The 24440-nt window shown below is 60.8% G+C and carries 20 protein-coding genes; 9 read left to right on the top strand and 11 right to left on the bottom strand.

What is annotated here, in order from left to right; translation table 11 throughout:
• The first annotated feature begins 5 nt into the window (after positions 1-5).
• The 4 genes from J3E61_RS15085 to J3E61_RS15070 are packed head-to-tail and all read left to right on the top strand — an operon-like array spanning position 6 to position 3907.
• Positions 6-881: a methyltransferase, TIGR04325 family gene (locus tag J3E61_RS15085; RefSeq protein WP_210084101.1), complete on the top strand. Its 876-nt coding sequence runs from the start codon at positions 6-8 to the stop codon at positions 879-881.
• Positions 862-1866, top strand: a complete 1005-nt coding sequence (locus tag J3E61_RS15080; RefSeq protein ID WP_210084100.1) for an NAD-dependent epimerase/dehydratase family protein — start codon at positions 862-864, stop codon at positions 1864-1866. The genes J3E61_RS15085 and J3E61_RS15080 overlap by 20 nt, the downstream gene beginning before the upstream one ends.
• A complete protein-coding gene (locus tag J3E61_RS15075; protein WP_210084099.1) occupies positions 1764-2966 on the top strand; it encodes a DegT/DnrJ/EryC1/StrS family aminotransferase in 1203 nt (400 codons plus the stop codon). Before J3E61_RS15080 ends, J3E61_RS15075 begins: the two co-directional genes overlap by 103 nt.
• The gene (locus tag J3E61_RS15070) at positions 2966-3907 is read left to right on the top strand and encodes a hypothetical protein (RefSeq protein ID WP_210084098.1); all 942 of its coding nucleotides are present in this window, start codon (positions 2966-2968) and stop codon (positions 3905-3907) included. The genes J3E61_RS15075 and J3E61_RS15070 overlap by 1 nt, the downstream gene beginning before the upstream one ends.
• A 24-nt stretch (positions 3908-3931) precedes the next feature.
• Here the strand turns inward: J3E61_RS15070 and J3E61_RS15065 are convergent, their stop codons facing one another.
• From J3E61_RS15065 to J3E61_RS15055, 3 genes are all read right to left on the bottom strand, one after another.
• Positions 3932-5038 carry a glycosyltransferase family 4 protein gene (locus tag J3E61_RS15065; RefSeq protein WP_210084097.1) on the bottom strand — a complete coding sequence of 369 codons (1107 nt, stop codon included), beginning with the start codon at positions 5036-5038 and terminating at the stop codon, positions 3932-3934.
• A gap of 253 nt (positions 5039-5291) precedes the next feature.
• Complete coding sequence (locus J3E61_RS15060) at positions 5292-6707, bottom strand: oligosaccharide flippase family protein (RefSeq protein WP_210084096.1); 1416 nt, start codon at positions 6705-6707, stop codon at positions 5292-5294.
• 214 nt (positions 6708-6921) lie between these two features.
• Complete coding sequence (locus tag J3E61_RS15055) at positions 6922-8103, bottom strand: glycosyltransferase family 4 protein (protein WP_210084095.1); 1182 nt, start codon at positions 8101-8103, stop codon at positions 6922-6924.
• Positions 8104-8462: 359 nt separating this feature from the next.
• Between J3E61_RS15055 and J3E61_RS15050 the strand changes: the two genes are divergently transcribed.
• From J3E61_RS15050 to J3E61_RS15040, 3 genes are all read left to right on the top strand, one after another.
• Complete coding sequence (locus tag J3E61_RS15050; protein WP_210084094.1) at positions 8463-9377, top strand: PIG-L family deacetylase; 915 nt, start codon at positions 8463-8465, stop codon at positions 9375-9377.
• Between the two features lie 361 nt (positions 9378-9738).
• Positions 9739-10089, top strand: a complete 351-nt coding sequence (locus tag J3E61_RS15045; protein ID WP_210084093.1) for a hypothetical protein — start codon at positions 9739-9741, stop codon at positions 10087-10089.
• 20 nt (positions 10090-10109) lie between these two features.
• Positions 10110-10853 (top strand): WecB/TagA/CpsF family glycosyltransferase, encoded by a 744-nt coding sequence (locus J3E61_RS15040; protein WP_210084092.1) that lies wholly within the window; start codon positions 10110-10112, stop codon positions 10851-10853.
• Positions 10854-11125: 272 nt separating this feature from the next.
• On the opposite strand, the gene J3E61_RS15035 is transcribed toward J3E61_RS15040, so the two are convergent.
• The 7 genes from J3E61_RS15035 to J3E61_RS15005 form a co-directional block, all read right to left on the bottom strand.
• On the bottom strand, positions 11126-12337 hold the full coding sequence (locus tag J3E61_RS15035; protein WP_210084091.1) for a hypothetical protein: 1212 nt from the start codon (positions 12335-12337) through the stop codon (positions 11126-11128).
• A gap of 124 nt (positions 12338-12461) precedes the next feature.
• Entirely contained in the window at positions 12462-13172 is a 711-nt protein-coding gene (locus tag J3E61_RS15030) for an FkbM family methyltransferase (RefSeq protein WP_210084090.1), read from the bottom strand.
• 47 nt (positions 13173-13219) lie between these two features.
• The gene (locus tag J3E61_RS15025) at positions 13220-14491 is read right to left on the bottom strand and encodes a nucleotide sugar dehydrogenase (protein ID WP_210084089.1); all 1272 of its coding nucleotides are present in this window, start codon (positions 14489-14491) and stop codon (positions 13220-13222) included.
• A 70-nt stretch (positions 14492-14561) separates the two neighbouring features.
• Positions 14562-15419 carry a glycosyltransferase family 2 protein gene (locus tag J3E61_RS15020; protein WP_210084088.1) on the bottom strand — a complete coding sequence of 286 codons (858 nt, stop codon included), beginning with the start codon at positions 15417-15419 and terminating at the stop codon, positions 14562-14564.
• Between the two features lie 188 nt (positions 15420-15607).
• On the bottom strand, positions 15608-16099 hold the full coding sequence (locus J3E61_RS15015) for a hypothetical protein (protein ID WP_210084087.1): 492 nt from the start codon (positions 16097-16099) through the stop codon (positions 15608-15610).
• Between the two features lie 16 nt (positions 16100-16115).
• Positions 16116-17486, bottom strand: a complete 1371-nt coding sequence (locus J3E61_RS15010) for an exopolysaccharide biosynthesis polyprenyl glycosylphosphotransferase (protein WP_210085572.1) — start codon at positions 17484-17486, stop codon at positions 16116-16118.
• A 121-nt stretch (positions 17487-17607) separates the two neighbouring features.
• A complete protein-coding gene (locus J3E61_RS15005) occupies positions 17608-19932 on the bottom strand; it encodes a nucleotide sugar dehydrogenase (protein WP_210084086.1) in 2325 nt (774 codons plus the stop codon).
• A 435-nt stretch (positions 19933-20367) separates the two neighbouring features.
• Here J3E61_RS15005 and J3E61_RS15000 point away from each other — a divergent pair, with 435 nt between their 5' ends.
• Complete coding sequence (locus J3E61_RS15000) at positions 20368-21135, top strand: hypothetical protein (RefSeq protein WP_210084085.1); 768 nt, start codon at positions 20368-20370, stop codon at positions 21133-21135.
• A 178-nt stretch (positions 21136-21313) separates the two neighbouring features.
• On the opposite strand, the gene J3E61_RS14995 is transcribed toward J3E61_RS15000, so the two are convergent.
• Entirely contained in the window at positions 21314-22690 is a 1377-nt protein-coding gene (locus J3E61_RS14995; RefSeq protein WP_210084084.1) for an O-antigen ligase family protein, read from the bottom strand.
• 509 nt (positions 22691-23199) lie between these two features.
• Between J3E61_RS14995 and J3E61_RS14990 the strand changes: the two genes are divergently transcribed.
• A complete protein-coding gene (locus tag J3E61_RS14990; protein ID WP_210084083.1) occupies positions 23200-24438 on the top strand; it encodes an NAD-dependent epimerase/dehydratase family protein in 1239 nt (412 codons plus the stop codon).
• Positions 24439-24440: the final 2 nt, after the last annotated feature.

Raw genomic sequence — 24440 nt, 5'->3', positions numbered from 1 at the left:
AAGTTTTGGAACGAACTACCAACCGGTACATCAGCTTCATCCGCCCTTTGGTCGACTTGATGCCGCCCCCGCTGGCGCGGTCGGTGTACGCGCTGCGCAGCAGTAGCATCCATTTCGAAGGGCCATTCGAATCGTGGGAAGCCGCCGCAGCGAAATCCACGGGCTACGACGCCGACGACATTCTCTCGCGGGTGCTCAAGGCGACGCTGACAGTCAAGCGCGGAGAGGCGGCGTTCGAGCGCGACTCGGTGGTCTTCGATGACATCGACTACCGATGGCCTGTCACTGCCGGCCTAATGTGGGCGGCCGCGCGCTCCAACGGCAAGCTCGATGTCCTCGACTTTGGCGGTTCGCTCGGCAGCACCTACTTTCAGCACGCCAGGCTGCTGTCCGCGCTAGCCGACGTGCGCTGGAACATCGTCGAGCAGCCGCACTTCGCGCGAGCGGGTCGGGCTGAACTACAAGACGAGCGGCTACGGTTTTACGACTCCATCGGCGAGTGCCTGAAAGAAGCCAGCCCGAACGTCGTGCTGATCTCTGCCGTACTGCAGTATCTCGCCGATTCCGCACCGGTGATCGCGGAGCTCCGTGCAGTGGGTGCGCCAGTGGTGATCGTGGACAAAACGTTTGTCAACACCTCAACGCGCCACCGCGTCTACGTGCAGCACGTGCCCGCCCGCATTTATCCCGCGAGCTATCGCTGCCAGTCGTTATCCGAATCGGCGTTGATCGAGAACTTCAGCCCCACGTATCGGCTCGAGTGTGCCTTCGACAGCGCCGACGCTCCGCCACTCGTCCAGATCGGCTCACATTTCAAAGGTTTTCTTTTCATCAATAGCGAGGCGAATCTGGGGGTTTCGAATGGGTCCATACGACGGTAGCCAAGTACTGATCACCGGGGGCCTTGGCTTCATCGGCTCGAACCTGGCCCGCGAATTGATCGCGCAGGGTGCGCACGTCACGCTTGTCGACAGCCTCATCCCGGAGTATGGCGGCAACTCATTCAACATCTCGGGCATCGAGTGTCGAGCTAACGTGAATGTCTGCGACGTGCGGGATCCGTTTGCGATGGCGTATTTGGTGCAGGGCAAAGATTACCTGTTCAACCTGGCCGGTCAGACCAGTCATCTCGATTCGATGAACAATCCACAGACGGACCTCGACATCAACACTTCGGCGCAATTGTCGATTCTCGAAGCCTGCCGCAACGCGAATCCAGGTATCAAGGTCGTGTTTGCGAGTACCCGGCAGCTCTACGGGAAGCCGCAGTATCTGCCGGTCGATGAGGACCATCCGATTCGACCGGTTGATGTCAACGGCATCAACAAGCTGGCCGGCGAGTGGTATCACCTGCTATACAACAACGTCTACGGCATACGCGCTTGTGCACTCCGGCTCACAAATACCTACGGCCCGCGGATGCGGGTAAAGGATGCCCGGCAGACCTTCCTCGGTATTTGGGTGCGCCTGCTCATTGAGGGCAAGCCGATCAAGGTCTTTGGTGACGGTCTGCAGCTGCGTGACTTCAACTACGTCGACGATTGCGTAGCCGCGATCCTGCTGGCCGGAGCCAGCGATATCGCCAACGGCCAGGTCTACAACCTCGGAAGCTCCGAGGTCGTGGGCCTCAAGGCGCTAGCCGAGATGATGGTCGAGTTGTGGGACGGCGGCAGCTACGAATTGATTGAGTTCCCGCCGGAGCGCAAGGCGATCGATATCGGCGATTACTACAGCAACTTCGACCTGATCGGTCGCGAACTCGGTTGGGCGCCGAAAGTCGACCTACGCACCGGCCTTGCCAGGACGCTCAAGTATTACGGCGCCACCTACCGCCACTACTGGGATACGCAGGATTCAGCTTCATGATCCTGATGAATGACTTCAAAGCCGAGCCTGTCGAGCTCCGCGAAAACATGGTCGCTGCCGCGCGCCGCGTCCTCGAAAGCGGCTGGTACGTGCTCGGCGGCGAGGTGAGTGCGTTTGAACGGCAGTGGGCCACCGCCTGCGGGGTTGGGCATGGAGTCGGGGTCGGCAACGGCATGGACGCCATCGAGATTGCCTTGCGTGCGTTGGATATCGGCCCGGGTGATGAGGTCATCACTACACCAATGACAGCTTTCGCGACGGTGCTGGCAGTTCTGCGCGCGGGTGCCACGCCAGTCCTGGCCGATATCGAACCCGGCACAGGGCTGATGTCTCCGGCAAGCGTCCAGCGCTGCTTGTCGGAACGGACCCGGGCTGTCTTGCTGGTGCACCTATACGGGCAGGTTCGCGACATGGACACCTGGCTACAGCTGTGTGCTGCCGAGCGAGTACATCTCATCGAGGACTGTGCGCAGGCACACCTGGCGACCTGGCATGGTGTCGCGGCCGGCGGTTTCGGCGCCGCCGGTGCGTTCAGCTTCTACCCCACCAAGAACCTGGGCGCCACCGGCGACGCCGGCATGCTGGTCACCAGCGACGAAAGTGTGGCTCAACGTGCGCAGCAGCTGCGTAACTACGGGCAAAGCGTCCGCTATCACCATCCGAACGTCGGGCTGAATAGCCGACTCGACGAGATCCACGCCGCGATACTCGCCGAACGACTCAGATGGCTGCCTGAGTTCACTGAGCGCCGACGTCAAATTGCGGAGCTCTATCAATCGGGGATCACCAATCCCCTCATCAGACAAGCAGAACGCCCGCAAGAAGAATCGGCGCATGTCCATCACCTGTATGTCATCACTTGCGTCGAGCGCGATCGGCTTACCAAGCACCTGGCAGCGTGCAACGTTCAATCGCTGATTCACTATCCAATTCCGGTCCACCAGCAGGAGCCCTGCCGAGACCTGCGCCGCGACCCAGAAGGCTTGTCGGTCAGCGAATCCCACGCTGAAACAGTGCTGTCGATTCCATGCCATCCACAGATGACTGACACAGATGTGGAGCAAGTCGTAATGGCCATCAACTCGTTCGAGCCCGTTTAATGGAGCACTACGTCACGCTTTTCGACGGCTTTTTCTTGCCGCAAGGCCTGGCGCTTCATGCCTCGCTGCAGCGGCATGCCGGCAGTTACACACTGTGGATCTTGTGCGTTGACGAACAGGCCTACTCGGTCCTGACTAGGTTGCGTCTGCCAAACGTACGACTGTTCCGCGCCAAGGACGTCGAGACACCGGAACTGCTCGCGGTTAAGCCCACGCGGACACGCGGGGAATACTGCTGGACCCTCACCCCGTTCGCGCCGCGCTTCGTATTCGAGGCGGACGACGATGTCCAACGCGTGACCTATCTCGACGCGGATCTGTGGTTCCTGCGCGATCCAGCGCCAATATTCCGCGAATTGGAGGCATCGGGTAAAAAAATACTGATAACCGAGCACGCCTACGCGCCCGAGCATGACCGAGCAGCGGAATCCGGACGATTTTGCGTTCAATTTCTGACTGTCACCCGCGATGGTGGCGAAATCGTCAGGAAGTGGTGGGAGGAGCGCTGCATCGAATGGTGCTATGCGCGTGCCGAGGATGGGAAATATGGCGACCAGAAGTACCTGGATGACTGGCCAGAACGTTTTGGAGAGTGGGTACACGTTCTTGCCGACAAGGAATTGGCACTAGCGCCGTGGAATGCCACACGGTTCCCCTGTGGCAATTCTGTCTTTTATCACTTTCATGGCCTGCGAATCATTTCCGCTCGCCATGTTGGACTCGGGCTGGGCAGGTATGTGGTGCCAGTGCCGGTAATGCAAAATATCTATAGGCCGTATCTGCGCGAACTCCGGACCGCGCGACGTATCCTCGCCGACACTGGATTGCCACTGCAACCGCAAGCTCGCCTATCGAACATCATCGCGCGCGGCCTGTTCCATGTATTGATCAGAACCCGCAGGCTGGCGGCACAGATGCCGCCGATGATCTCCCGCTGGTGACTATTGGCAGGACGTCGGCGTTGCTCACTCGATTGCTGATTTGATTCCGCTGAGGACACTGCAAACCATGCGATCAAGCGTGTATTTCTCGGCTTCAATCTCGCAGCGGTCGCTCATTTCTTTCTGTCGCGGTCGATCGTTCAGGAACGCGATAAGTCCGGCGGCGTAGGATTCTACGTCGTCCCTGGTAACGACAACAGTAATGCCATCTTCCAGATAATCGAATTCCGGGCCGTGATGCGGATAATCCGTGGTGACGATCGGCGTTCCGGCAGCCAAACTGTCCAGGGCCACCAGACCGATCGCCCCCGGGATTGACACCGCCTGCGCGGCCTTCAGCGCGCGGGCTTTTTCCCGCCCGTACAATCGACCGAGATAGATGGCCCACGAATTCCGCGCGACGAACTCTTCCACCAGAGGCCGGTCGGAGCCGTTCCCCGCAATCAGTAGACGGAAGTCGGAGCACTTCTGATGAGCGATCGCTGCCGAGTTGAGCAGAAATGAGATCCGTTTGTACGTGTCAAGACCGCCAAGGTAAAGAGCGGCACTCCCGCGCAGATCATGGTGGCGCGAGAAATCGGCGACCTCGGTGTCAGAGACAGCGGAAAGATCAGCTCGTAGTGCGACGATGTCAATCGTGTTGTTGAACACCGTCGTCCGGTCCCGAGGGAAACCGTGTTCGACGACTGTGTCGACGCCGCGCTGCGTGTAACCGAAGAACCACGTGCCTCGTCGTGTTAGCCAGTGCTTGAGCGCCTCCTGGCGCGAGGAGACGACTTTTGTGTAGGTGCGACCGTGACCCCAGAACGCTATGCGTCGGTGCCCGATGCGCGCGAGCAGCTCGTAGCTCTCGATGTTCTGGACCGCTTGATCGAGGATCACGAGGTCGTATCCGCCGCGCCGTACAGGGGTCGGAGATTTGTAGAAAAGCGCTTTGCCGTGAACGAGCCATTCACGAGTGCGGAGCGCGCGAATAAATGTTGCATCGCCGGAGTCCTCGCGGGCTCGCATCGCCGATGGAGTCTCGCCCCGGAACACATCGATGTGGATGCCTTCCTCCTCGGCGGCGGCGATCAGGCGCGTCAAGAAGGGAACGCTGTACTGCGGAACCGAATTGTGGACGAACGCCACGCGATGAGAGTGCCGACCGATCGCGACAGCATCGCCTGGCGGTTGAATTTCGTCAGGCACGCCGATTACCCCGATGACCGCAATCGGCCGCCTCTCCGCGGCTAGTTATGCGCAACACTTCCCCCGACTATTATTTTCGACCCTAACATCGGCCCTACCTCATTTTTCGGTCAATTCGGTGAAGTGTTCATCACGGAAGTTCCAGTCGCACTTCTTGCGCTTGTCCCGCGTCGAGCTCTCGTCATCGATGCCTCTACGGTTCAGGGGTGACTTCACCCTCTCTGTATCGCGCGAGGATTTTCACCGGAGGCAGGTGACGCCTTAGCGCAACGCCCAGCACGGCAACAGCAATGAGGATTACCGCTCCGGCAATCGCTGCGAGCGGGCCCATTCTGCCGAGCATCCCCGCGGACAGCAACGCCGCCGCTCCGCCCAGAACGGCCGAAGCCGCCAACGAACACGAGTACCCCTTGGCGAGGGACCACCCGTCTAGCGCCCCGAGCCGGGCAGTGAACACCACCTGGAGCAAATGCTGCAGAAGCGACGCGGCGATGAGCGCGGCCAGTGCCACTGCCCAGGATCCGGTCACTTTGGTCACGGCTGCACCCGCGGCAATCACCGCGACGGACGCCAGTGCCGTCCAGACCCGCAGGCGAAATTGGCCGACCGACTCGAGCGCGTTCGCGAGCACAGATTCGACAGCGAAAAGTCCGTACTGAATTGCGACTAACGGGGCGATCGCTGCCGCTAGCCCCCATCCGGGGCCGAACAGTATCGCAGTCGCGCTGGGTGCCACGCCGGCGAGAATCGCGGCGAGCGGAAATGCCGCCCATGCTACGAGAAGTAGATAGTCGGTCCATGCTTGCCTTGTCCTCGACTGGACCCCGATGTCGTGCCTCAACTCGGGATAAACCGCCCGGGTGATTGCGCGCGTGGCCTGGTCGATGGGTACCGCCGTGAGCACGTCGGCTCGGTTCCACTGTCCGAGCGCATCGGTCCCGACCCATCGAGATACCGACCACTTGCCTGCGTTCAGGCTGAGATAGGCGAGAATCGTTATGCCGAGGATCCGCCAGGCAAACCCGAGATCAGCCCGCGCCGCAACGGCGTCTGGTCTCGCCCACCAGTGTCGACGGGTCAGAAAGAGCAACACGATAGCTAGGAATACCGACGCCGCCACCGGCGAAACCAGCAACGTCATCGGGCCGGGGGCGAGAATGACGGCAACCACACCAATCGCCATGCCAGCAGCCGAAGTTGCCACCATCGAGACCGCGAGCGCCCGGAATCGGCCAAGCCGCCACTGGACGCCGAGCAGCAGTCCGGAGAGCGGCGCCAGGAATGCAGCCACACCGATCAGCCGGGCCGGACCGACGGCATCTGGCGCGTCCCACAGCAACGCCCACGGCTTAGCGAGCAGGACGAGTAACAACCCGGCCGCGACCCCAAGGCCGATCGCAACGAGCACGAGGAAGCTCAATTTGCCCCGGTGGAGTTCGGGGGTTCGCGCCGTGGCCTCGCCGAGTCCGCCCTGAGCGATGAGTGTCACCACTGCCAACAGGCTCATCGCGGCGGCGACTGCACCGAAGCCAGTGTCGGGCACTAGCCGACTCGTAACGCCGGCGTAGCCGAACTGGAATAACGCCGTAGCGATCTGCGCGCCGAGCATCCAGCCTGTGTACGAAGCCAGGGTCCGGAGTTTTGACCTGGAGGGTGCGGTCATTCCTTGGCTAGCATCCGCGAGTCCATGCAGAACGCTCCCTGCGCGGCAACTGGGTCAATCTCGGCACCTCCCGGGTTCAGCACGGTGTGCGGACCGGGGTTCATGCTGCACGAGGTCGCCAGTCTCAGTGGGAGGTAGAGGAGCCGGGCACGGCGACCCGTCATCGGAGTTGATCCGCTTCGATGAGCCGACGGTATTCGGTGAGATACGCCGCGGCAACTACGTCCGGGCGGTGCCTGTCGTTGATGGCTTGCGCGACGTCGAAGCCGGGGGCCACCGTCGATGATGGGTCTTCGAGCGCATCGGAGACGGCGGCGGCGATAGCAGCAGGGTCACGCACGTCGACAACTCTCCCTGCCTGTCCCTCGAACAGGGTCCACGGGACCCCGCCCGAACTCTTGCCCGCGATCACCGAGAGTCCGGCGTGGAGCGCCTCGATGATCGACACGCCGTGAGATTCTTCCAAGGACGGGTGGCAGAAGATGGAAGCCCGCGCATATTCGTTGGCGATGTCTGCGCGATTCACCGGACCAACGAATGTGATGTTCGCGTCAAGCCGGCGCGATCGCGCCCATTCGACAATCGGATCCTCTGCCGCTAGACCGGGTCCAACCAGTCGGAGTTGCGCATGTGGGTATTTCTCCACGACCGTTGCGAAAGCCCGGATCAGTGTACGCACATTCTTAAGACGCGAGTTGTCCGCAACATCGAGAATCACCCACCGACTACGCACATTCGACGGAGCAGCGGGGGGCAAGTCTGGGAGGATATTCGGAATGACCGAAATCGGGCGGCGATAAAGCATTTGTTTTCGCCAGCTATCCGCGAGATAGGGTGATACTGCTGTCAATTCACGAATCGCGAACCTAGTGCGAATCGCCATGGCTGCCCGGATAAGCCGATATGCGTCTAGCCTGTAACGAAGTATTGTGAGGGGCGCATCGTGGGCAGTGACCAGCAATGGCCGTTTTCCCGATTTGATTGCCGCGAACGCCAACTCGTAAGTCCAATGCACATGGACGACATCGGCCTCCGAATTCTTCAACTCCCTTTCCAGAGCACGACGCTCGTCCCTGAAGAAGTTGCGAGCGCGGTGCCTGTTCCGGTGAGGAACGAAAATGATATCGAGGTTCTCGCCACTTAACCGAACTGGGGTGCGAGATCCCAGTAGGGGCGTGTACACGGACACCCGATGCCCGAGTGCAAGGAGTCCGTCAGCCAGTTCGTTGACTGGCGTCGGCCCCCCGTCGGGGATGTTCGCCGTACTACCACTGAGATGGTGCGCGAGTGCTCGCGGGTCCATAGGCCCTACAAGCGCGACATGAATCCGGTCGCCGTTCATAGGAGACCTCGCCAATCTCCGTTGACGCACTCCCATACACCACGCGAATCAGCTCCCGTGATAGCCGCGCCCACCGGTTTACTCCCGTCGGGCCGAACCTCGAATCTCTTGTCTTGATCCCAACCGATGCAATCACTCTGCATCAGACCCCCGAGTGACGCTCATCGCTACCCCCCCGCCGTGGAGCCAGATATCAATCGACCGATATGCGAAACCGTATACTTTCTGCACCACCAGCAAGAACGTCCACTTGGTTTCCTAGAAGGCTAAGGCCATCCCGATCACGTTTTGGATGGATCATCCACCCGGTCCAGAGATGGCTTCCACGGCGAGTCGAAGTCGGCCGAAGGCAGGCGGCAATGCTCAAGGATGCGCGAAGTTTCCGGCCGCGCCGGGGGTGCGCCACGGTCGTTACCCTGATCGTCTTCTGCGCGGCGTGTGTTTCCCAGCTCAGCCCGTCTCGCCCAAGTGTGCAGCTGTATATTGTCGCGCACGAAGACGACACTCTGCTGTTCCAGAGCCCCAGCCTCCTGCACGACATGCAATCGCGTGACAGCGTGGTTACCACGGTCTACGTCACGGCGGGCGACGACGGTCAGGAACAGGCTTACTGGACGGGGCGTGAGGCCGCGGTCAACTCTGCGTACGCGTATATGGCTGGCGTCCCGGACAAGTGGATCGAGGGCGTCACGAACGCTGCTGGCCACGACATCGTGACCTACACGCTGTCAGGTGCGCCCGACGTCCGGCAGCTGTTTATCCGGTTGCCGGACGGCAATCTCGACGGATCGGGCTTCCACCGCTACGGGGAGGAAAGCCTGCAGAAACTCTGGACAACCCAGATCAGCACCATGCATCCGGTTGACGGGTCGCAGCCGTACACTTCCCAGGACCTAACCGCCACCTTGACGGCGCTCATGGCTGCGATCCAGCCGGACATCGTTAGAGTCCAGGACTACATCGGGACCTTCGGAGACCGCGACCACAGCGATCACCATGCGAGCGCGTACTACGCTCGTGCTGCGCATCAGAAGTACACAAGACAACATGAGTTCTTGGGGTATCAGGACTACCCCACCCAAGACTTGCCGGCGAATGTCTCTGGTGCCGATCTCGTGGCGAAGCGGTACGCATTCTATGCCTACGCGCAGCACGACAGTGCCGTGTGCGGATCCACAGCAGCCTGCGCAGGCAGCGAGTACGAGTCCTGGCTGCGCCGGGAGTACCTAGTGCAGTCGGAAGCAAATCGCCCTGGAAATCCCGGAGGCTCTTGACCCTCGAACCGAGGGTCCGTGAGCTGCGGCCCGCCCGTGTGCCGCCGATTCCGGCGGCCAGTATGTCGTATGACGTTCGGGTTATCGCGCAGTGACTTGTGGTTTCCCCCTGGGCATCATGAACTAAGCTGGGCAAGGGACCTTCAGATGCTCGTGTTTTGGGCCGGAGCTGCAGAAATGGTCGTCTTTTATTAACAAATAACGCACAGGCCCTGTGGGGCTGCGGGGGATCAGGGGAGTGTGCATACACAATGGCGACAGTCGATGCTGTAATAACCGGAGCCGGTGGTTTCATCGGGGAACATCTCGTTCCATCCTCTTGGGAGAGGAACGCAGCGTTCGTGCGGTGGATATGAATTCCGTGGACGACTGGTACCAAGTCCACGATACGGCGGAGAATTCAGTGCATGCCGACGATTGCGTGAAGGGCAGCATACTGCTCACCCGAGGCGAATTTGTGGAGCCAATTAACATCGGCAGTTCAGAGATGGTCACCATCAACGAGCTTGTCGATATTGCTGAGCAAATCGCCGGCATCACTGTAAAACGCGAGTACAACCTCGACGCGCCAAAAGGTGTCCGGGGCCGAAATAGCGACAATAACCTGATCCAAAAGGAATTCGGCTGGGAGCCCTCGACTCGCCTGCGAGATGGACTTGAGCTGACCTATCGGTGGATCTGCGATCAAGTCGCCACCGAGTTCAATAAGTAATGAATCCGAGTATCCGTCGAGTGGATGTGCTCGGCGTTGGTATCAGCGCCATTAACATGGCGATGGCATGCGACGAGATTACCCGCTGGATCGACTGCCGTGAGCAGCACTATGTATGTGTTACCGGTGTTCACGGAGTGATGGAATCACAACGGGATCCCGAACTGCTTGCCATCCACAATGCCTCGGGGCTAACCGTTCCCGACGGAATGCCGATGGTTTGGGCGGGCCGCCGGGCAGGTGCCGACTGGATGAGTCGGGTTTATGGTCCGGATCTTATGCTCACAGTGCTGGAGCGTGCCGCCGACAGAGGCTGGTCCTCCTTCCTATACGGGGGAAATGAGGGTGTTGGCGACTTGTTGGCGACCCGATTGCGCGCGAGATTTCCGGGTCTCAAGATTGCGGGTACGTTTTCCCCGCCATTCCGCCCCCTGAACCCTGCGGAGGACGATGACGTTGTCCACCGGATCGATGATTCCGGCGCCGACATCGTATGGGTCGGGTTGTCGACACCCAAGCAGGAACGATGGATGGCAGCACACGTCGGACGCTTGGCGGCGCCGGCAATGGTCGGGGTGGGCGCGGCGTTCGACTTCCACGCCGGACTGGTCTCCCAGGCTCCGCCCTGGATACAACAACGCGGGTTGGAGTGGCTCTTCCGGTTCGCCAAGGAGCCACGTCGACTGTGGAAACGCTATCTGCGGAATAATCCCGAATTCGTGGCGAAAATTCTTCGTCATCCACCCCAGCTCCGAGATCAATGACTGTACCGATCCGGGATTAGGGCAGCGCACCTTCGATGAACTCTGGCGCAAGCTCCTTACCACTCTCGGCTTCGAACCCGGACTGAGCAAACTGTCCCAGCTCGGGGTATAACCGGCTCATCGAGAAAATCAAAGGCGTCGGCCGCGGCTTCCGAAATAGAGACAACTCGGCTCGCCGGATACGATTCCACTGTATCCGCAAACAGCGGGCCGCAACCCACCCATGCTGATTGCCCGGTCTACGTCGAAGAGCCGATTTGACTACTCACCGCTCACGTGACAGATCCGGCGATACGAGTCGATTTATCGGTCACAACAGTTTCACTCTGCCGTCCGCCATGGGCGCTGACGATGGCGAGAACGATCACCGACAAGAGGAGCATGCCGCTAAAAATTGCCGGACGTAGTGGCGACTCGATCATCATGTCTATGAACAGAACAGCGAACGCCGCGATGGCGATTCGTCGCTGCGGCCCAGGCCGTGACGCCCATGCAGCACAGACGACAACCAACACCACCAAGGGCGCTAATGCGAGAATGCCTCCGGTGAAAAAGGAGTCCAGGAACTGATTGTGCCCGTGGGCCCAACCAGCTAACCCGTCGGCAGATGTGTTTGTGGCGCTAAACGCGCCATTGCCATTGCCGAACAACCACCATTGCCCTGCTCCGTCAATTATCGCGCTCCAGAGCCGAATCCGCCCATTCGTGATGTCGCCCGAGTCGGGCTCTGAGACAACCCAAAAGAAGACCAGCGCCACACCGATCACGCATTGGAGCATTAGCAAAGTGCGATGCGCACCGATACGCCCCCCCGGGATCAGCACGAAAATAAGAAGAACAAGAACTCCCGCCGCCCAGCCCGCACGTGATTGGGTCGACACCAGTGCAGCTAAGGATAGCGCCCCGAACGTCCAGCGCACATATCGCCGCCCTCGGGATGCCAATTCGAGCAGAAACGCAAGCGCAGCCATCGGCCCCAGCGCATTCGGATGCGACGCGATGCCCACGAATTGAGGAAGTCCGAGCCATTGTCTCCCCGTGGAGGGAAACCAGGCATATGCAGGGGCCACCAGAAGAGTGGCGAGACACAGCACGAGGTAGATCCGAAGAATTATCTTCGCGTGCCAGAGCAGGCTGGGAAATTCGATTCTGCACAGGCTCAACGCAATTGCTACCAGCAATAGCACAAAAGAGCGCACCAGATCGACGTCACTATCACCCACGAAAAAAGAGACCAGCAAGAGAACGCCCCACATCGAGGCAAGCGCACCGAAGACCGGCGAAAGCCGTGGCCCTGCGATCCTCGACAGGATGGTGAACGCCGCAACGAGGCCGAGAGCTGCAAACGTCGCGCGCCCGACCAGGGAGTCAAGTCGCGACGCGGTGGCAACCTCCCCTCGGAGGAACGGCAGGTCAAGTGCCCCTGGCAGCACCGCGGCGGCGGCGATTAGCCACAGCAGCAATACAAATGTCGAGTCGCCCACGCCATGGGTTGAAGGGCCAGGCCGCCTGTCAGACGTGGCGATGGTGTGCGTTTTCATCGGCGACATCGGCCCGCGGCTAACGGAAGTTATCCGGTCAGAATTGCGCTCCACCTTGGTACCGACCTCACGACGCTACGTACGTTGACGGCTCAGCAAAGAATACTGCATCCGCTTGCAGGAGCCGCCCCGAATGCGGATCCGAGAATCCAGGCACAAGACCCATCAGGGACATGCCAAGCCGTTCGGCCCGATCGAGCCCCTCCGCGTACGTGATCGCGCCGGCGTAAAGCGGGACGAGTGAAAGTTCCATCTGGAGCCCTTTGATCGCCGCTGCGCCGAAGAGTTCGACCGCGCCGTCGAGAACCGCTGCCTCATAACCCTGGACATCGAGCTTCAGAAAGGCCGGCTGCGCGGACCCGATCCCAAACTTGGGAAGCAGCCCGTCCAGTCGCCGCTGCGGCACGATCTCGGTTCCGACGTAACGAGACTCCGGGGCGGCGTCCGCATGGGTGTCGAGCATCGCAAGGACCGAACTGCTATGGCCCGCGTTGCCGGCTACGTTGATCTCGATCTCGCAATCCGCATCCCCGGCAGCAACGCGTAAGACCTCCCAGTCGGGGTCCTTCGCGGCCCGTGCTGCCAGCAGCTCGAAGGGACCGGACAACGGCTCGAGCGATACGATCCGACCTGAATAACCGAGGCTGCGGATTGTCGACGCGAAGCCCCCGCTGTTCGCCCCGACATCGACGACGCAATCGATCCCGAAGTGCGCCAGAAGTAGAACGACGGTGAACATCGGATCACTCGACGGATAGCGTGCCAGGTCAATGCCCACACGACGAAGACCTAGCCGTAGCCTGTGTTGGAAACTCATGCTCTGCCTTAAAGGCGGATGGCGGCTGGGTGGGTTGTGGCTCCGCGGGTGTCGAAGAACAACTGGGATCGTGCCACGAGTTCATCGGCGTCGTATTCGCGGTGCGCCTGGAGGAGAAGAACCGCGTCTGACTGCGAAACAGCGGCTAGCAGGTCGTCGGCACGTGGAATGGGCGGCCCGCCGGTACTCCAATGGTTGACTCGAGGATCATGAAACATCAGGATTGCTCCCTTGCGCGCGAGCAGAGTGGCGATGGGCTTCGCGGGTGACTCTCGCTGATCGGCAATATTCGGTTTATACGTGACCCCCAGAACGAGGACGCGAGAACCCCGCACTGGCTTGCCTGCGTCGTTGAGCGCATCTTGTAGCCGTTCGACGACGTAATGGGGCATGTCCGCGTTGATTTCCTGAGCCAGTTCGACGAAACGGAACGGCCGGTCGAGTTGGCGTTTGACCTCGTAGCTCAGATAGTTGGGATCGATCGGGATGCAGTGTCCACCAACGCCCGGACCCGGGTAAAACGGCTCGAAGCCGAACGGCTTCGTGGAGGCTGCACTGATGACCTCCCAGAGATCGATATCGAGTTCCTGGCAGAAGCGCACCATCTCGTTGACCAGTGCGATGTTGACGTGCCGATAAGTGTTCTCGAGGAGCTTCGCTGACTCAGCCTCTTTAGCGCCCTTGACCGACACCACGGTGTCCACAAAGCCTTGGTAGAACTGGCTGGCACGTCGCGTCGACTCTGGCGTGACTCCGCCGACGATCTTCGGAGTGTTACGAATGGTGAACTGCTGATTGCCGGGATCGATCCGCTCAGGCGAGAACGCGAGGAAGAAGTCTCGATCGATCTGACGGCCTGACGCCTCCAGAGCGGGCCGTACGAGATTATCGGTGGTTCCGGGATATGTCGTCGATTCGAGAATCACGAGCACGCCGGGCTTTGCGAATCGAGCGACGTCCGCCAAGGCGTGCTGCACCGCCGACATATCAGGGCTGCCGTCCGCGCTCAGCGGTGTCGGAACGCAGATGACGATGACGTCCGCTTCAGCCAGCACTGCAGATTCCGTGGACGCACGGTAACCCCCGTCCAGTGCGGCACGAATTTCGTCATCGCTGATGTCATCGATATGGCTTATCCCTTTTGAGAGGCGAGCGACCACCTGGGGATCGAGATCCAAGCCTGTCGCGGTGTGGCCAGCCCTAGCGGTCTCGATGGCCAACGGAAGGCCCACATAACCTTGTCCGACGATGACGACGTTTTGTATCGAAAGAGCTGACACGCGGCAACTCCGCCTCTGAGTCTTCATGCGCTCATCGGCATCCGCGAGCAGTCGCCGAGCATACTGGACGTCACCCCTGTCGCCGACGTCTCTGAGCGGGGACGTCTGTTGCGTGGGACGTCATGTGCGCCAGGCGCCGAGCCCACCAGAGCGAATACGTCACAACGATGTACCCCAGCCAAGTATGCCGGTGCCGTTTCTGCAGAATCCGCTTCATTGTGTTGAAGTTGCCACCGCCCTTCACACCGACAAACATGCGCCAATCGTCCATCACATGGCCAACAGGGGGGACCGGGTTGAACGCGCAGGAGCCGACAATGCGGGGCAACAGGAGGAGTTCGAAACCCCGTTCGCGGACCCGCATTCCATAGTCGGTGTCGGCACCGGAGTGCGACAGCGAGCCGTCGATGCCACCCAACGCGCGGGCGACATTCGTGGGCACAAACACGAGATTGCCGTTGAAGGTCTCGATCGACTGGAGTGTGCCGTTCGGCTCTACTGAAGCAAAGTTGAGCGGGTGCAACCCGCCTCTTCGAAACCCGGAGTACGTTAGGTGTCCTGTGTCGGGATCCCGCATCGCGCCCACAAGAACCGCTGAGGGACTGCTCTTGGCCGCCGCAAGCGCAGCGTCGAGGAAATCCCCGTCGAGTTCAACATCATCGTTCAGCCATACGACATAGCCATCATCGTTGTAGGCGTGAAGGACATGCCCCTCTGCCACCGCCATGCTGCGCGACCAAAAGGCCGAGCCGTCACCGGTGATGCGGGTGAGCGGCAGGTCGAGCGCGGCAAGCGCCTCCGCGGTGCCGTCGGTCGAACCGTCGTCGAAGACGGTGAAGTCGGCATCGGCACCAGCTGCCGTTGCGGCTTTTGCGAAGGTTGTTATTGCGTGCACAGTTAGTTCTCGACGATTGTGACAAGCGACCAATACGTGAAGTGGCATCGCTGGGGACGCCTCAGACCGGCCCAAGAGCACGCTCCGATCCATCTAGGAACCATGGCGTCACAATCGCCTTCAACGGCATTCCTCTTCTGCACATCACAGTTGCCCAAGTGGAGTTCAACTCAGTCAGCACAGCCTGAAATGGCCTTCCTCAGGCTCGATACAGTCGCCACTTAGGATTGGCCAGCCAGGTATTGTTTGGTTTCGGCGGCGCAACCACCGTATTGATCGCACATTGCTAGACACCATTTAGGATCCGTACAATACTCCGGATTACGGTTCCAGCCCATAATCTGACTTTGAATTGCCTTTGCGCGCGCACCCTCAGCAGTAGCCGCCGAGGCGCCGGGCTTACCCGGCCCGGCGACAATCTGATTGCAGTTCAGATCAAATAGCCACGTCCCGTTATGCGCGGACTTTCCTGACGAATCAAGAGTGATGGACTTGTGGGCGTTTGTCACCATGCAGTCATCGGTCGCCAGCTGACTACCGACGGTCGTCGAAACGACCGGCGTCCCGCCGTTACTCTTGACCGCTTCGGAGGCTTTCGCGAAAGTCTGGCCAGAATACTGGGAATCCCCAGAAGCCACGCCCGTGCCGAATATCGGCATCAGTATGGACGCACTCACGAGACTGCTCAAACCTGCGACCACAAAACTTTTCACAAATTCCCCCTCAGCATTAATAGGCCCCGCCTTGTCCAAACACAGCGCTTGGTGTTTGCGCCATGATCCGCAGATCCCACATCAGCGACCATGCCCGGACGTACGCAGAGTCGAGGTGCTGAAGATCGGCGTATGTGAGGTCACTGCGACCGCACACCTGCCAAAGTCCGGTGATTCCCGGCTTGACGTCAAGGCGAGCCAGCGCCGCGCCATCGATGCGGTGCGACTCCTCTGTCGGCAGAGGACGCGGCCCAACCAACGACATTTCACCTCGAACCACGTTGATGAGCTGAGGTAGTTCGTCGATGCTTGTCTTGCGGATAACGGCTCCGACACGGGTAACCCTCGGATCCTTTTCCATCTTGAACAACGGGCCGTCCGTTTCGTTAAGCCCCGCGACCAAGGCGCGCTGCTGCCACGCATCGGCTGTCATCGACCGGAACTTGAATATCTGGAATGGCTTGCCGGACCGGCCGATGCGCTCCTGACGGAAGAACACCGGCCCCGGTGTATCCAGCTTGATCGCCAACGCAATTAGAAGCAGGACCGGCGCGGCAAGCAGGAGCGCGCAAGTCGCCAGCGCTACGTCCATGAACCGCTTCATGATTCGTTCGCTTGCCGCCAACGACGGTGTGGGCAAGTGCATCAGCGTGAGACCGCGCAGCTCCTCAGTCTCGGTGCGCCAGTTGTGCAGCTCGAAGTAACGTGGTACCTCCGATATCGGTACCTGACCCTCGAGTCTGCGTAAAGCTTCGAAGACAACGGCGTCGCTCGCATTCGTAAAGGCAACAATCACACGATCAATCGCATGGCTGGCGCAGATCGCGGGAAGATCGCTGAGCCCGCCGAGGACGCGGGAGGTCGACGCCGGGTTGTCGTCGACGTGGCCGACCACGAGGGTATCGGGGCACCTATGCAATCTCGAAGTCAATCGATCCGAGATCGGTCCCGTTCCGATCACCAGAATGCGGGTGACGGTAGGGTCGAACGTCCGGACGATCAATCGACGTCCAAAAGGAACCAACGCAATGGCGGGCAATGTCATCGCGACGGAGGCTGTCAGCGTCATTCGCCCACCGCGAAGTATGAACGCGTCTACCGCGAGTGCGAGCAGGGCAGCAGTTGGCAGGCAACGCGCGATCACCCCGGGCCCCCACCACTCGCTGGGCCGGAGCCTCGATGCGGGCCGGCGGTATAGCCCGCGCAGGTGCAACGCGACGATCATCGCAACCGCGACGAGGACAGAGTCTCGGATGCCGAGGTTGCCAGCGCGCACGGGACTGATATGACTGAGCGTTACCGCACCTAGGACGGCGGAGGCGGTTATCGTCGCCGCGTCCGAGATCTGAAGGAGATAGCGATATCGTCGCCCGAGCTCAGGAGCGATTGGGTGAGCCCCGGTGTCAATCTCTGCTCGCGCCGGCGTTTGGCCACTGTGTCCGACGGCCCAAGCACGAGGAACCGAAGTGGGTGGTGTTGCTTCGATCGTCACATCCCCAGTCCCGCCGTTACCAGCCGAAACCGATAAGCCGTAAGCCGGATTCTTCAAAACTCGCTAGAGGCAGACAGTTTCGGCCGTCGACGACAAGATCACCGCGCATCACTCGGCGTAGGTTGGCAGGGTCGATATCGCGGAACTCCGGCCATTCTGTAACTACGACAACCGCGTCTGCTCGGTCGGCGGCGTCGTAGGCATCGCGCGTCATCCGTACCGCCCCAAGCTCTTCGGGCAGTCCCTTGACGACTGGATCGAAGGCCGAGACTGCAGCGCCGGCGGCCAGTAGCCGCCGAGCTATATCCAGAGCCGGGGCGTCGCGCAGATCGTCCGTCCCAGGCTTGAATGTCAGCCCGAGGAGCGCGATCCGGCGGCCTTTCAGCATGCGAAGCTCCCGTTGAAGCTTGCGCACCACACGCGCCCGCTGCGTCTTGTTGATCTCAACTGTCGCCTGCAGCATCGAGGGCGTGTAACCATACTCCTGGCCTGTCGCGATCAGCGCCGCGACATCCTTTCCGAAGCACGAACCACCCCACCCGACACCGGGATTCAGGAAAGCGGTCCCAACACGGTGGTCCGCGCCGATGGCGGGAAGCACCTGGCGGACGTCGGCGCCGAACAGCTCGCACATCTGCGCGATCTCGTTGGCGAAACTGATCTTCGTCGCCAGAAATGCGTTCGCCGCGTATTTGATCATTTCCGCAGACGCGAGTTCGGTCGTGATCAAAGATGGCCGAAGGTTTCGCCGTCCACCATCAAAGGACTGCTCGAGTACCGGCAGGTAGAGCTCCGCGACGCGGCTGATGTCCGAAGGTGCGCCTCCCAGCACGATCCTATCCGGGTAGAGGAAGTCGTCGATGGCGCAACCTTCGCGCAAGAACTCCGGATTGGAAACGACGTGGAACGAGAGCTCTCGGTTGCCCTCAAGGACATCCTCGAGAATCGTGCGGGTCCAGTTTCCCGAACCGACCGGCACTGTCGACTTGTTTACGATCACCGCGTCGGGCCGCAGATACGGGGCTAGGGATTCGATCGCGTACTCGAGCTGAGAAAGGTCCGGCGCTCCGTCCGGGCCCGGTGGCGTTCCGACGCAGAGGAAGATGTAGTCCGCTTCGGACAGTGCCTCCGCGGGGTCGTCGGTGAACCGCAGCCGGCCGGTCGACAACGTAGCCTTCAGCAACTCCGGCAACCCCGGCTCGTGGAAAGTCGCCTGACCGTTGTTGAGTTGGCCGGCACGCATCGAGTCGCTATCCAGGCCGCATACGGAGTGTCCCAGGAACGCCAAGCAGATCGAGGTCACCGCTCCGACGTAACCGGTGCCGATCACTGCGACCTTCTGGCGGGGGCTCTCGGGCTTGACGTGGACCTGACGCCGTGTGGACGAGCCGGCCTGCGGCATGGACCCGTCCTGATGGCGGAACCAGGCGATCGTCTGCGACACACCGTCGCGCAGCTCGACCTTTGGTTCCCAGTGCAATTCGGTGCGTGCGAGGGTGATGTCGGGCCGGCGCTGCGATGGATCGTCTTGGGCGCGTTCGATGAACTCGAGCTCTGAGTCGGATCCGGTGAGGTCGCGGACGACATTCGCCAACTCCAGGATGGTCAATTCGTGTGGAGAACCGATGTTGACCGGGCCCGCGAGGTCGGAGAACAACAGGCTTAACGCCCCTTCGACCAGATCGTTGACATGGCACACCGACCGCGTCTGGCTGCCGTCTCCCTGAACTGTGATGGGGGCGCCGGAAAGGGCCTGGTTGATGAAGTTCGGAATCGCACGGCCGTCGTTCGGGCGCATCCGCGGGCCGTACGTGTTGAAGATCCGCATGATGGCGGTGTTGACGTCGTGCTTCGTCCGGTACGAGGTGGTCAGTGCCTCGGCGAAGCGCTTGGCCTCGTCGTAGCACGCGCGGGGCCCGACCGGATTGACATTGCCCCAGTAGCCCTCGGGCTGAGGGTGAACGAGTGGGTCACCGTACGTCTCCGACGTCGACGCCAGCAAATAGCGGGCGCCTTTCTCCTTCGCCAAGCCGAGAGTGTGCAAGGTTCCGAGCGAACCCGCCTTCATCGTTTCAATAGGAAGCTCGGCATAGTCGACCGGTGACGCCGGCGAGGCGAAATGCAGCACGTAGTCAACGGGTCCAGGGATCGAAATATAGTCACTGACATCGCATTTGAGCAGTCGAAAACCCTCGCGGCCCTCTAGGTGAGCGACGTTCTCGGCCGAACCAGTCACGAAGTTGTCGAGGCATATCACGTCGACGTCGTGTGCTAACAGGCTTTCCGCTAGATGCGAGCCGAGAAACCCTGCGCCGCCCGTCAACACCGCTCGTCGCCGCATGACCTCTCCTTAAATCCGCGCCCCAAGCCGAATCCGGCGCGACAACTCCAGGGATCGGCGTGGTCCGAATCCACGGCCGCGGCGCTGCGTGGTGTTGAAGTCTCGACGGTCGCGGGGGGCATGTAGGAGCCCGACCAGCCTGAACACGGCGTACTGTCGACTTCGCGCGCACGCGCGAAGCGGGCCACTAGCATCCTCCACCCCCGGTGTCGTACCGAAACGACATTGCTGCCGAGACGTCGGAAGTCCCTGCCGGCGTTCCCGTCAGGCGCCTTCCGCAACCTCCCGACAATGCGTCTGTGCGTCTTCCCCAACCCCTCGTTCAGACGTTAGCTTATTAACCATGGGGGGTCTAGGGAATCGGGTGTTTCCCTATCCCTGAGTCTTATAACCCCGCCTACCAGCAGATTGCGTCGAGGATGCACCGCTCGGTTGATGAGTTCAGCCAATTGCTACTACTTTGCCAAATTAACGGAGTCGGTGAAAGTGTTGAGACTCGACGGCAAATCGCGCGAACCCGAGCGGCCCGACGCCCTAGGCCCCGGGCTAGACCCCAAATTCGCGCGTCAACTCTCGGCCCGTTTCCACGGATCTCCGAGAAACACACCGATACTGGTTGCAGTTCACGGATCGTCCGACACGAGGTTGAAACCGGAGTGTGGTCTGCGCGTACTGTTTGTTTGCACTGGAAACATCTGCCGGTCGCCTACGGCGGAACGACTTGCGACCGCGTACGGCGCTCGGCTGCAAATCCCTGACTTCATAGCAGCCAGCGCTGGGACCCGCGCGCTGATCGGGCATCCCGTTCACCCCGACGCGGCGCTCGTACTTGAGAGGCTCGGCGGTGAAGTATCCAACTTTGCCGCGCGACAACTCACGTCGAGAATAGCGTCAGGCGCCGATCTCGTTCTCACCATGACGAGGGCACATCGAGACGCAGTATTGGAACTCGCGCCCCGCCAACTACACAGGACCTTCACTCTGAGCGAAGCCTCCCGACTCGCATCAGAGTGCAACGCACGAAATGTGACAGACCTTGCAGCGCTCCGCCCGCAGTTGGCCGTGCAGGACGCGCCGGACGTCCTCGACCCGATTGGTCAGAACTCAGAGTTTTTTTCCATGGTTGGTCATCAGATCGCCGACTTCCTTCCGCCGATCCTTGAGCTATGCCGGCGGCGCTCCTCCTCTATCGGGTCCGAGTGATCTATCGCACCCGAAACCGGCGGCGGCCGGATACCGGCGGGTTCAGGTCGGTCCGAGGGATGCACCAATGTGCGTGACGAGACGGTCACCCATTAACGCAGCGCGCACGTAGTCGCCGGGCTCCAGCCCGGGGTCAGTGACAGATTCACGATCACACCTCCGGCTGATTAGTCAATTTCTAGCCGGCCCGGTGCCGACCCCGGGTCGGGGCGCGCCCCGGCTCTTTCGAGGCGTCCGAAGTATCCAAACCTGGCCGCCCGACGATTGACTCGCCACGGGGATAGCAGAGCAGCGCGCCGGGAACCACCCACATCACCCAGTCCGCGGTGTCGATGGGCCAAGGTCTCTCGCTCACGCCCAGCAGAAAAACCGGGAGAAGTACGCATCCGATGACGAGGCAGTATGTCCGTCCGGCCTGCCAGATGAGTAGGGCAAGAACGCCAACGAACAGGATGAACCCGATGAGCCCGGCGGAGTAGAGGACTTGCAGCCATTGGTTGTGTACCGAGTAACTGGCTGAGATGTGCACCATGCCGGCGTCTACGACGTGCTTCCAGGCGAGCATCCCAATTCCTTGGAAGAACGTGGCCGGGTGGATGACCTCGCCCCTCGCCAACATCCAGATGTGCCCGCGGCCGTCGAGGAAGTCCGGTTCGTTGACCACGAACGGCGTCGCTACACCCGACACGAACACCAGACCGAGCACGAGATAGAGCAGCGTCGTCCGTTTCGGCGCCCATTCAGGCCTCCTGATGCTGGGCCGCACCGCTATCAGTAGGACAAACGTCAGCACCGCCGCCACAGCAGCTGACCGACTTCCAGATAGCAGGACCATGCCGAGCAGGTAGGCGGACAACACAGGGCCCTCCCACGAGGCAAACCCGATGTACACGAAGGGCATTGCAAGCGTGAGGAATATGGCAAAAGTATTGGGGTGCTGGAAGATGCCGCGGAATTGGAAGCCCAGAATTCCGCATTTGTCCCAGGGGCACGGCATGACGCTGAAATCCTTGTGCACGGCAATCGCGAAACCGCTTGCGACAGCCGCGATCACGCAGATGGAGCCGATTCCAACATGGACACCTAGCCCGCGCGGGGCGACGGTGCATGCGGCCAGCACAGCCAGCATCAGCGCGGTTGCGGGTCGAATTGGGTTGTCGCCGTTGAGGAATGTCGCTGTTACCGAGACGACTAATAGCGCCAAGGCCAGCACTGCTGCAGGATTGTAGATGTTAGAAAACTTGTTACGGCGCACTGCCCGGAAAATGATGACCGTACAAGCAGCAGCGAGGGTGCCCCCCACGAGCATTATCAAGTAGTTGCCCCACTGTGGTTTGAGGCGTAGGTCTTGATTCTGTTCGGTCACCAGGTCCCAAGAACTGGAATAGGTCAGAACCAGGTACACAGAGCTGAACAGCACAACCGACAAGACTCCGAGGAGCGCGGCGCCGTTCCACGCCGAGCTCTTGGTCGACTTTCGAAGCGCACTGAGCAATACGGCGAGAGCTATCACTGACAGAGCAACCACAATCGCAGACGTGATCGCGCTCACCATCGGTCATCGCCCTCTGGGAACGACATGTACCGGCCTTTGACGCGGACGCTTCCCGGCTCGCCGCGCTTCACGGTTACCGCACCGTGACAAGAGCTGTGAACACGAACAGCAGGGACAACTGCGGCGTTGTCGCAATCTGCCCCTTCCATCGGTGCCCACGGCCAGCGGGCACCCTAGAGTGTGCGCGTTGATGGCATCCGCAAGCGTAGCCGCAGCGAACTCATACCGGAGAGAAAAACCAGATTCTGGAGTGCACTGATTCGCCGAGATGTCAGTGGCACAGCAACGGATCATGATCGAAGGAGCCGCGCGTTGGCGGCCATCGTCGCGGTTCCCGGGCAACCATCAACCAGCTCGACTCCCGCGAAATAGGAGCCCGACACTGCGCCCGCCCGGGCCGCGTCACCCAGACATCTTAGAGCCGGTAGCGACATGATATATCCGCAAACTTAACCGCTTGGCCCACAGAGGACGAACGCTCCGGGATCCCACGGGTTAGCGAACCATAATTGACGCTGACGACATTAACTTGGTCATTGCTGTCTACCGCCATTCATGCAAGTCAACTGCGCTTGAAGTGCCGCGTCGGTCTGCAATACGCCGACGAGCTTGGCAACTCAGGACCCGTGCGCCATGATGAGACGAATCGTTCATTTTGGCAAACGCAATATAGATCGCTGAGCTATCTTGAGCGAAGGGGGGACAACGTCGTGCCCCGGCACACGAAACAGGGGGTTGAAGTGAGCAAGCAACAGACGGTCTTAGTCGCCGGTGCGGGAGGTTTCATCGGGGGTCACCTCGTAGCCAGGCTGCTGGACCAGGGCGCCGCGGTGCGGGGCGTGGACATCAAACCGCTTCACGAGTGGTACCAGCTGCCCTACGGGGTGGAAGCCGAGCAGCTCGACCTATCCAAGATCGAGGCGTGCCACGAGGCGGTGCGCGGGGTCGACACGGTGTACATGCTCGCCGCTGACATGGGAGGCATGGGTTTCATCGAGAGCCACAAGGCCGATTGCATGCTCTCCGTGCTGACCAGCACCCATATGCTGCTGGCGGCGCGGGACGCGAACGTTGGCCGTTACTTCTACTCCAGCTCGGCCTGCATTTACCCGCTCCACATGCAGACCGCTGCCGACGTCCCGGCGCTCAAGGAGGCTGACGCCTACCCCGCCATGTCCGAAGACGGCTATGGCTGGGAAAAACTGTTCACCGAGCGGATGTGCCGGCACTTTCTCGAAGACTTTGGCCTGGTGACCAGGGTGGCGCGCTACCACAACGTCTACGGCCCGAACGGCACCTACGACGGCGGCCGTGAGAAAGCCCCCGCAGCCCTGTGCAGAAAGATCGCCGAAGCCGAACTCAGCGGCCACCACGAGATCGAGATCTGGGGCGACGGCGAACAAACCCGCAGCTTCATGTACATCGACGACTGCATAGAAGGCACGCTGCGAATCGCCGCCAGCGATAGCTCCGAACCCGTCAATCTCGGCAGCAGCGAGCTCGTCAGCATCAACCAGATGGTCGACATCATCGAAGAGATCGCCGGCATCACCGTCAAGCGCACCTACAAGCTCGACGCACCGCTCGGCGTACGCGGACGCAACAGCGACAACACGATGATCCGCGACATCCACGGCTGGGAACCTTCCATCTCGCTGGCCGACGGCCTCGAGCGCACGTACCGCTGGATATACGACCAAATGGCCACCGAAAGCGACTCGATCGCGATGCAGAAGGTGGCGCTGTAGGC

This window comes from Mycobacterium sp. OAE908, from assembly GCF_017872775.1.
Lineage (GTDB): Bacteria > Actinomycetota > Actinomycetes > Mycobacteriales > Mycobacteriaceae > Mycobacterium.
The sequence above is the reverse complement of the archived record's forward strand: the minus strand, read 5'-3'. Positions and strand labels throughout refer to the sequence as shown.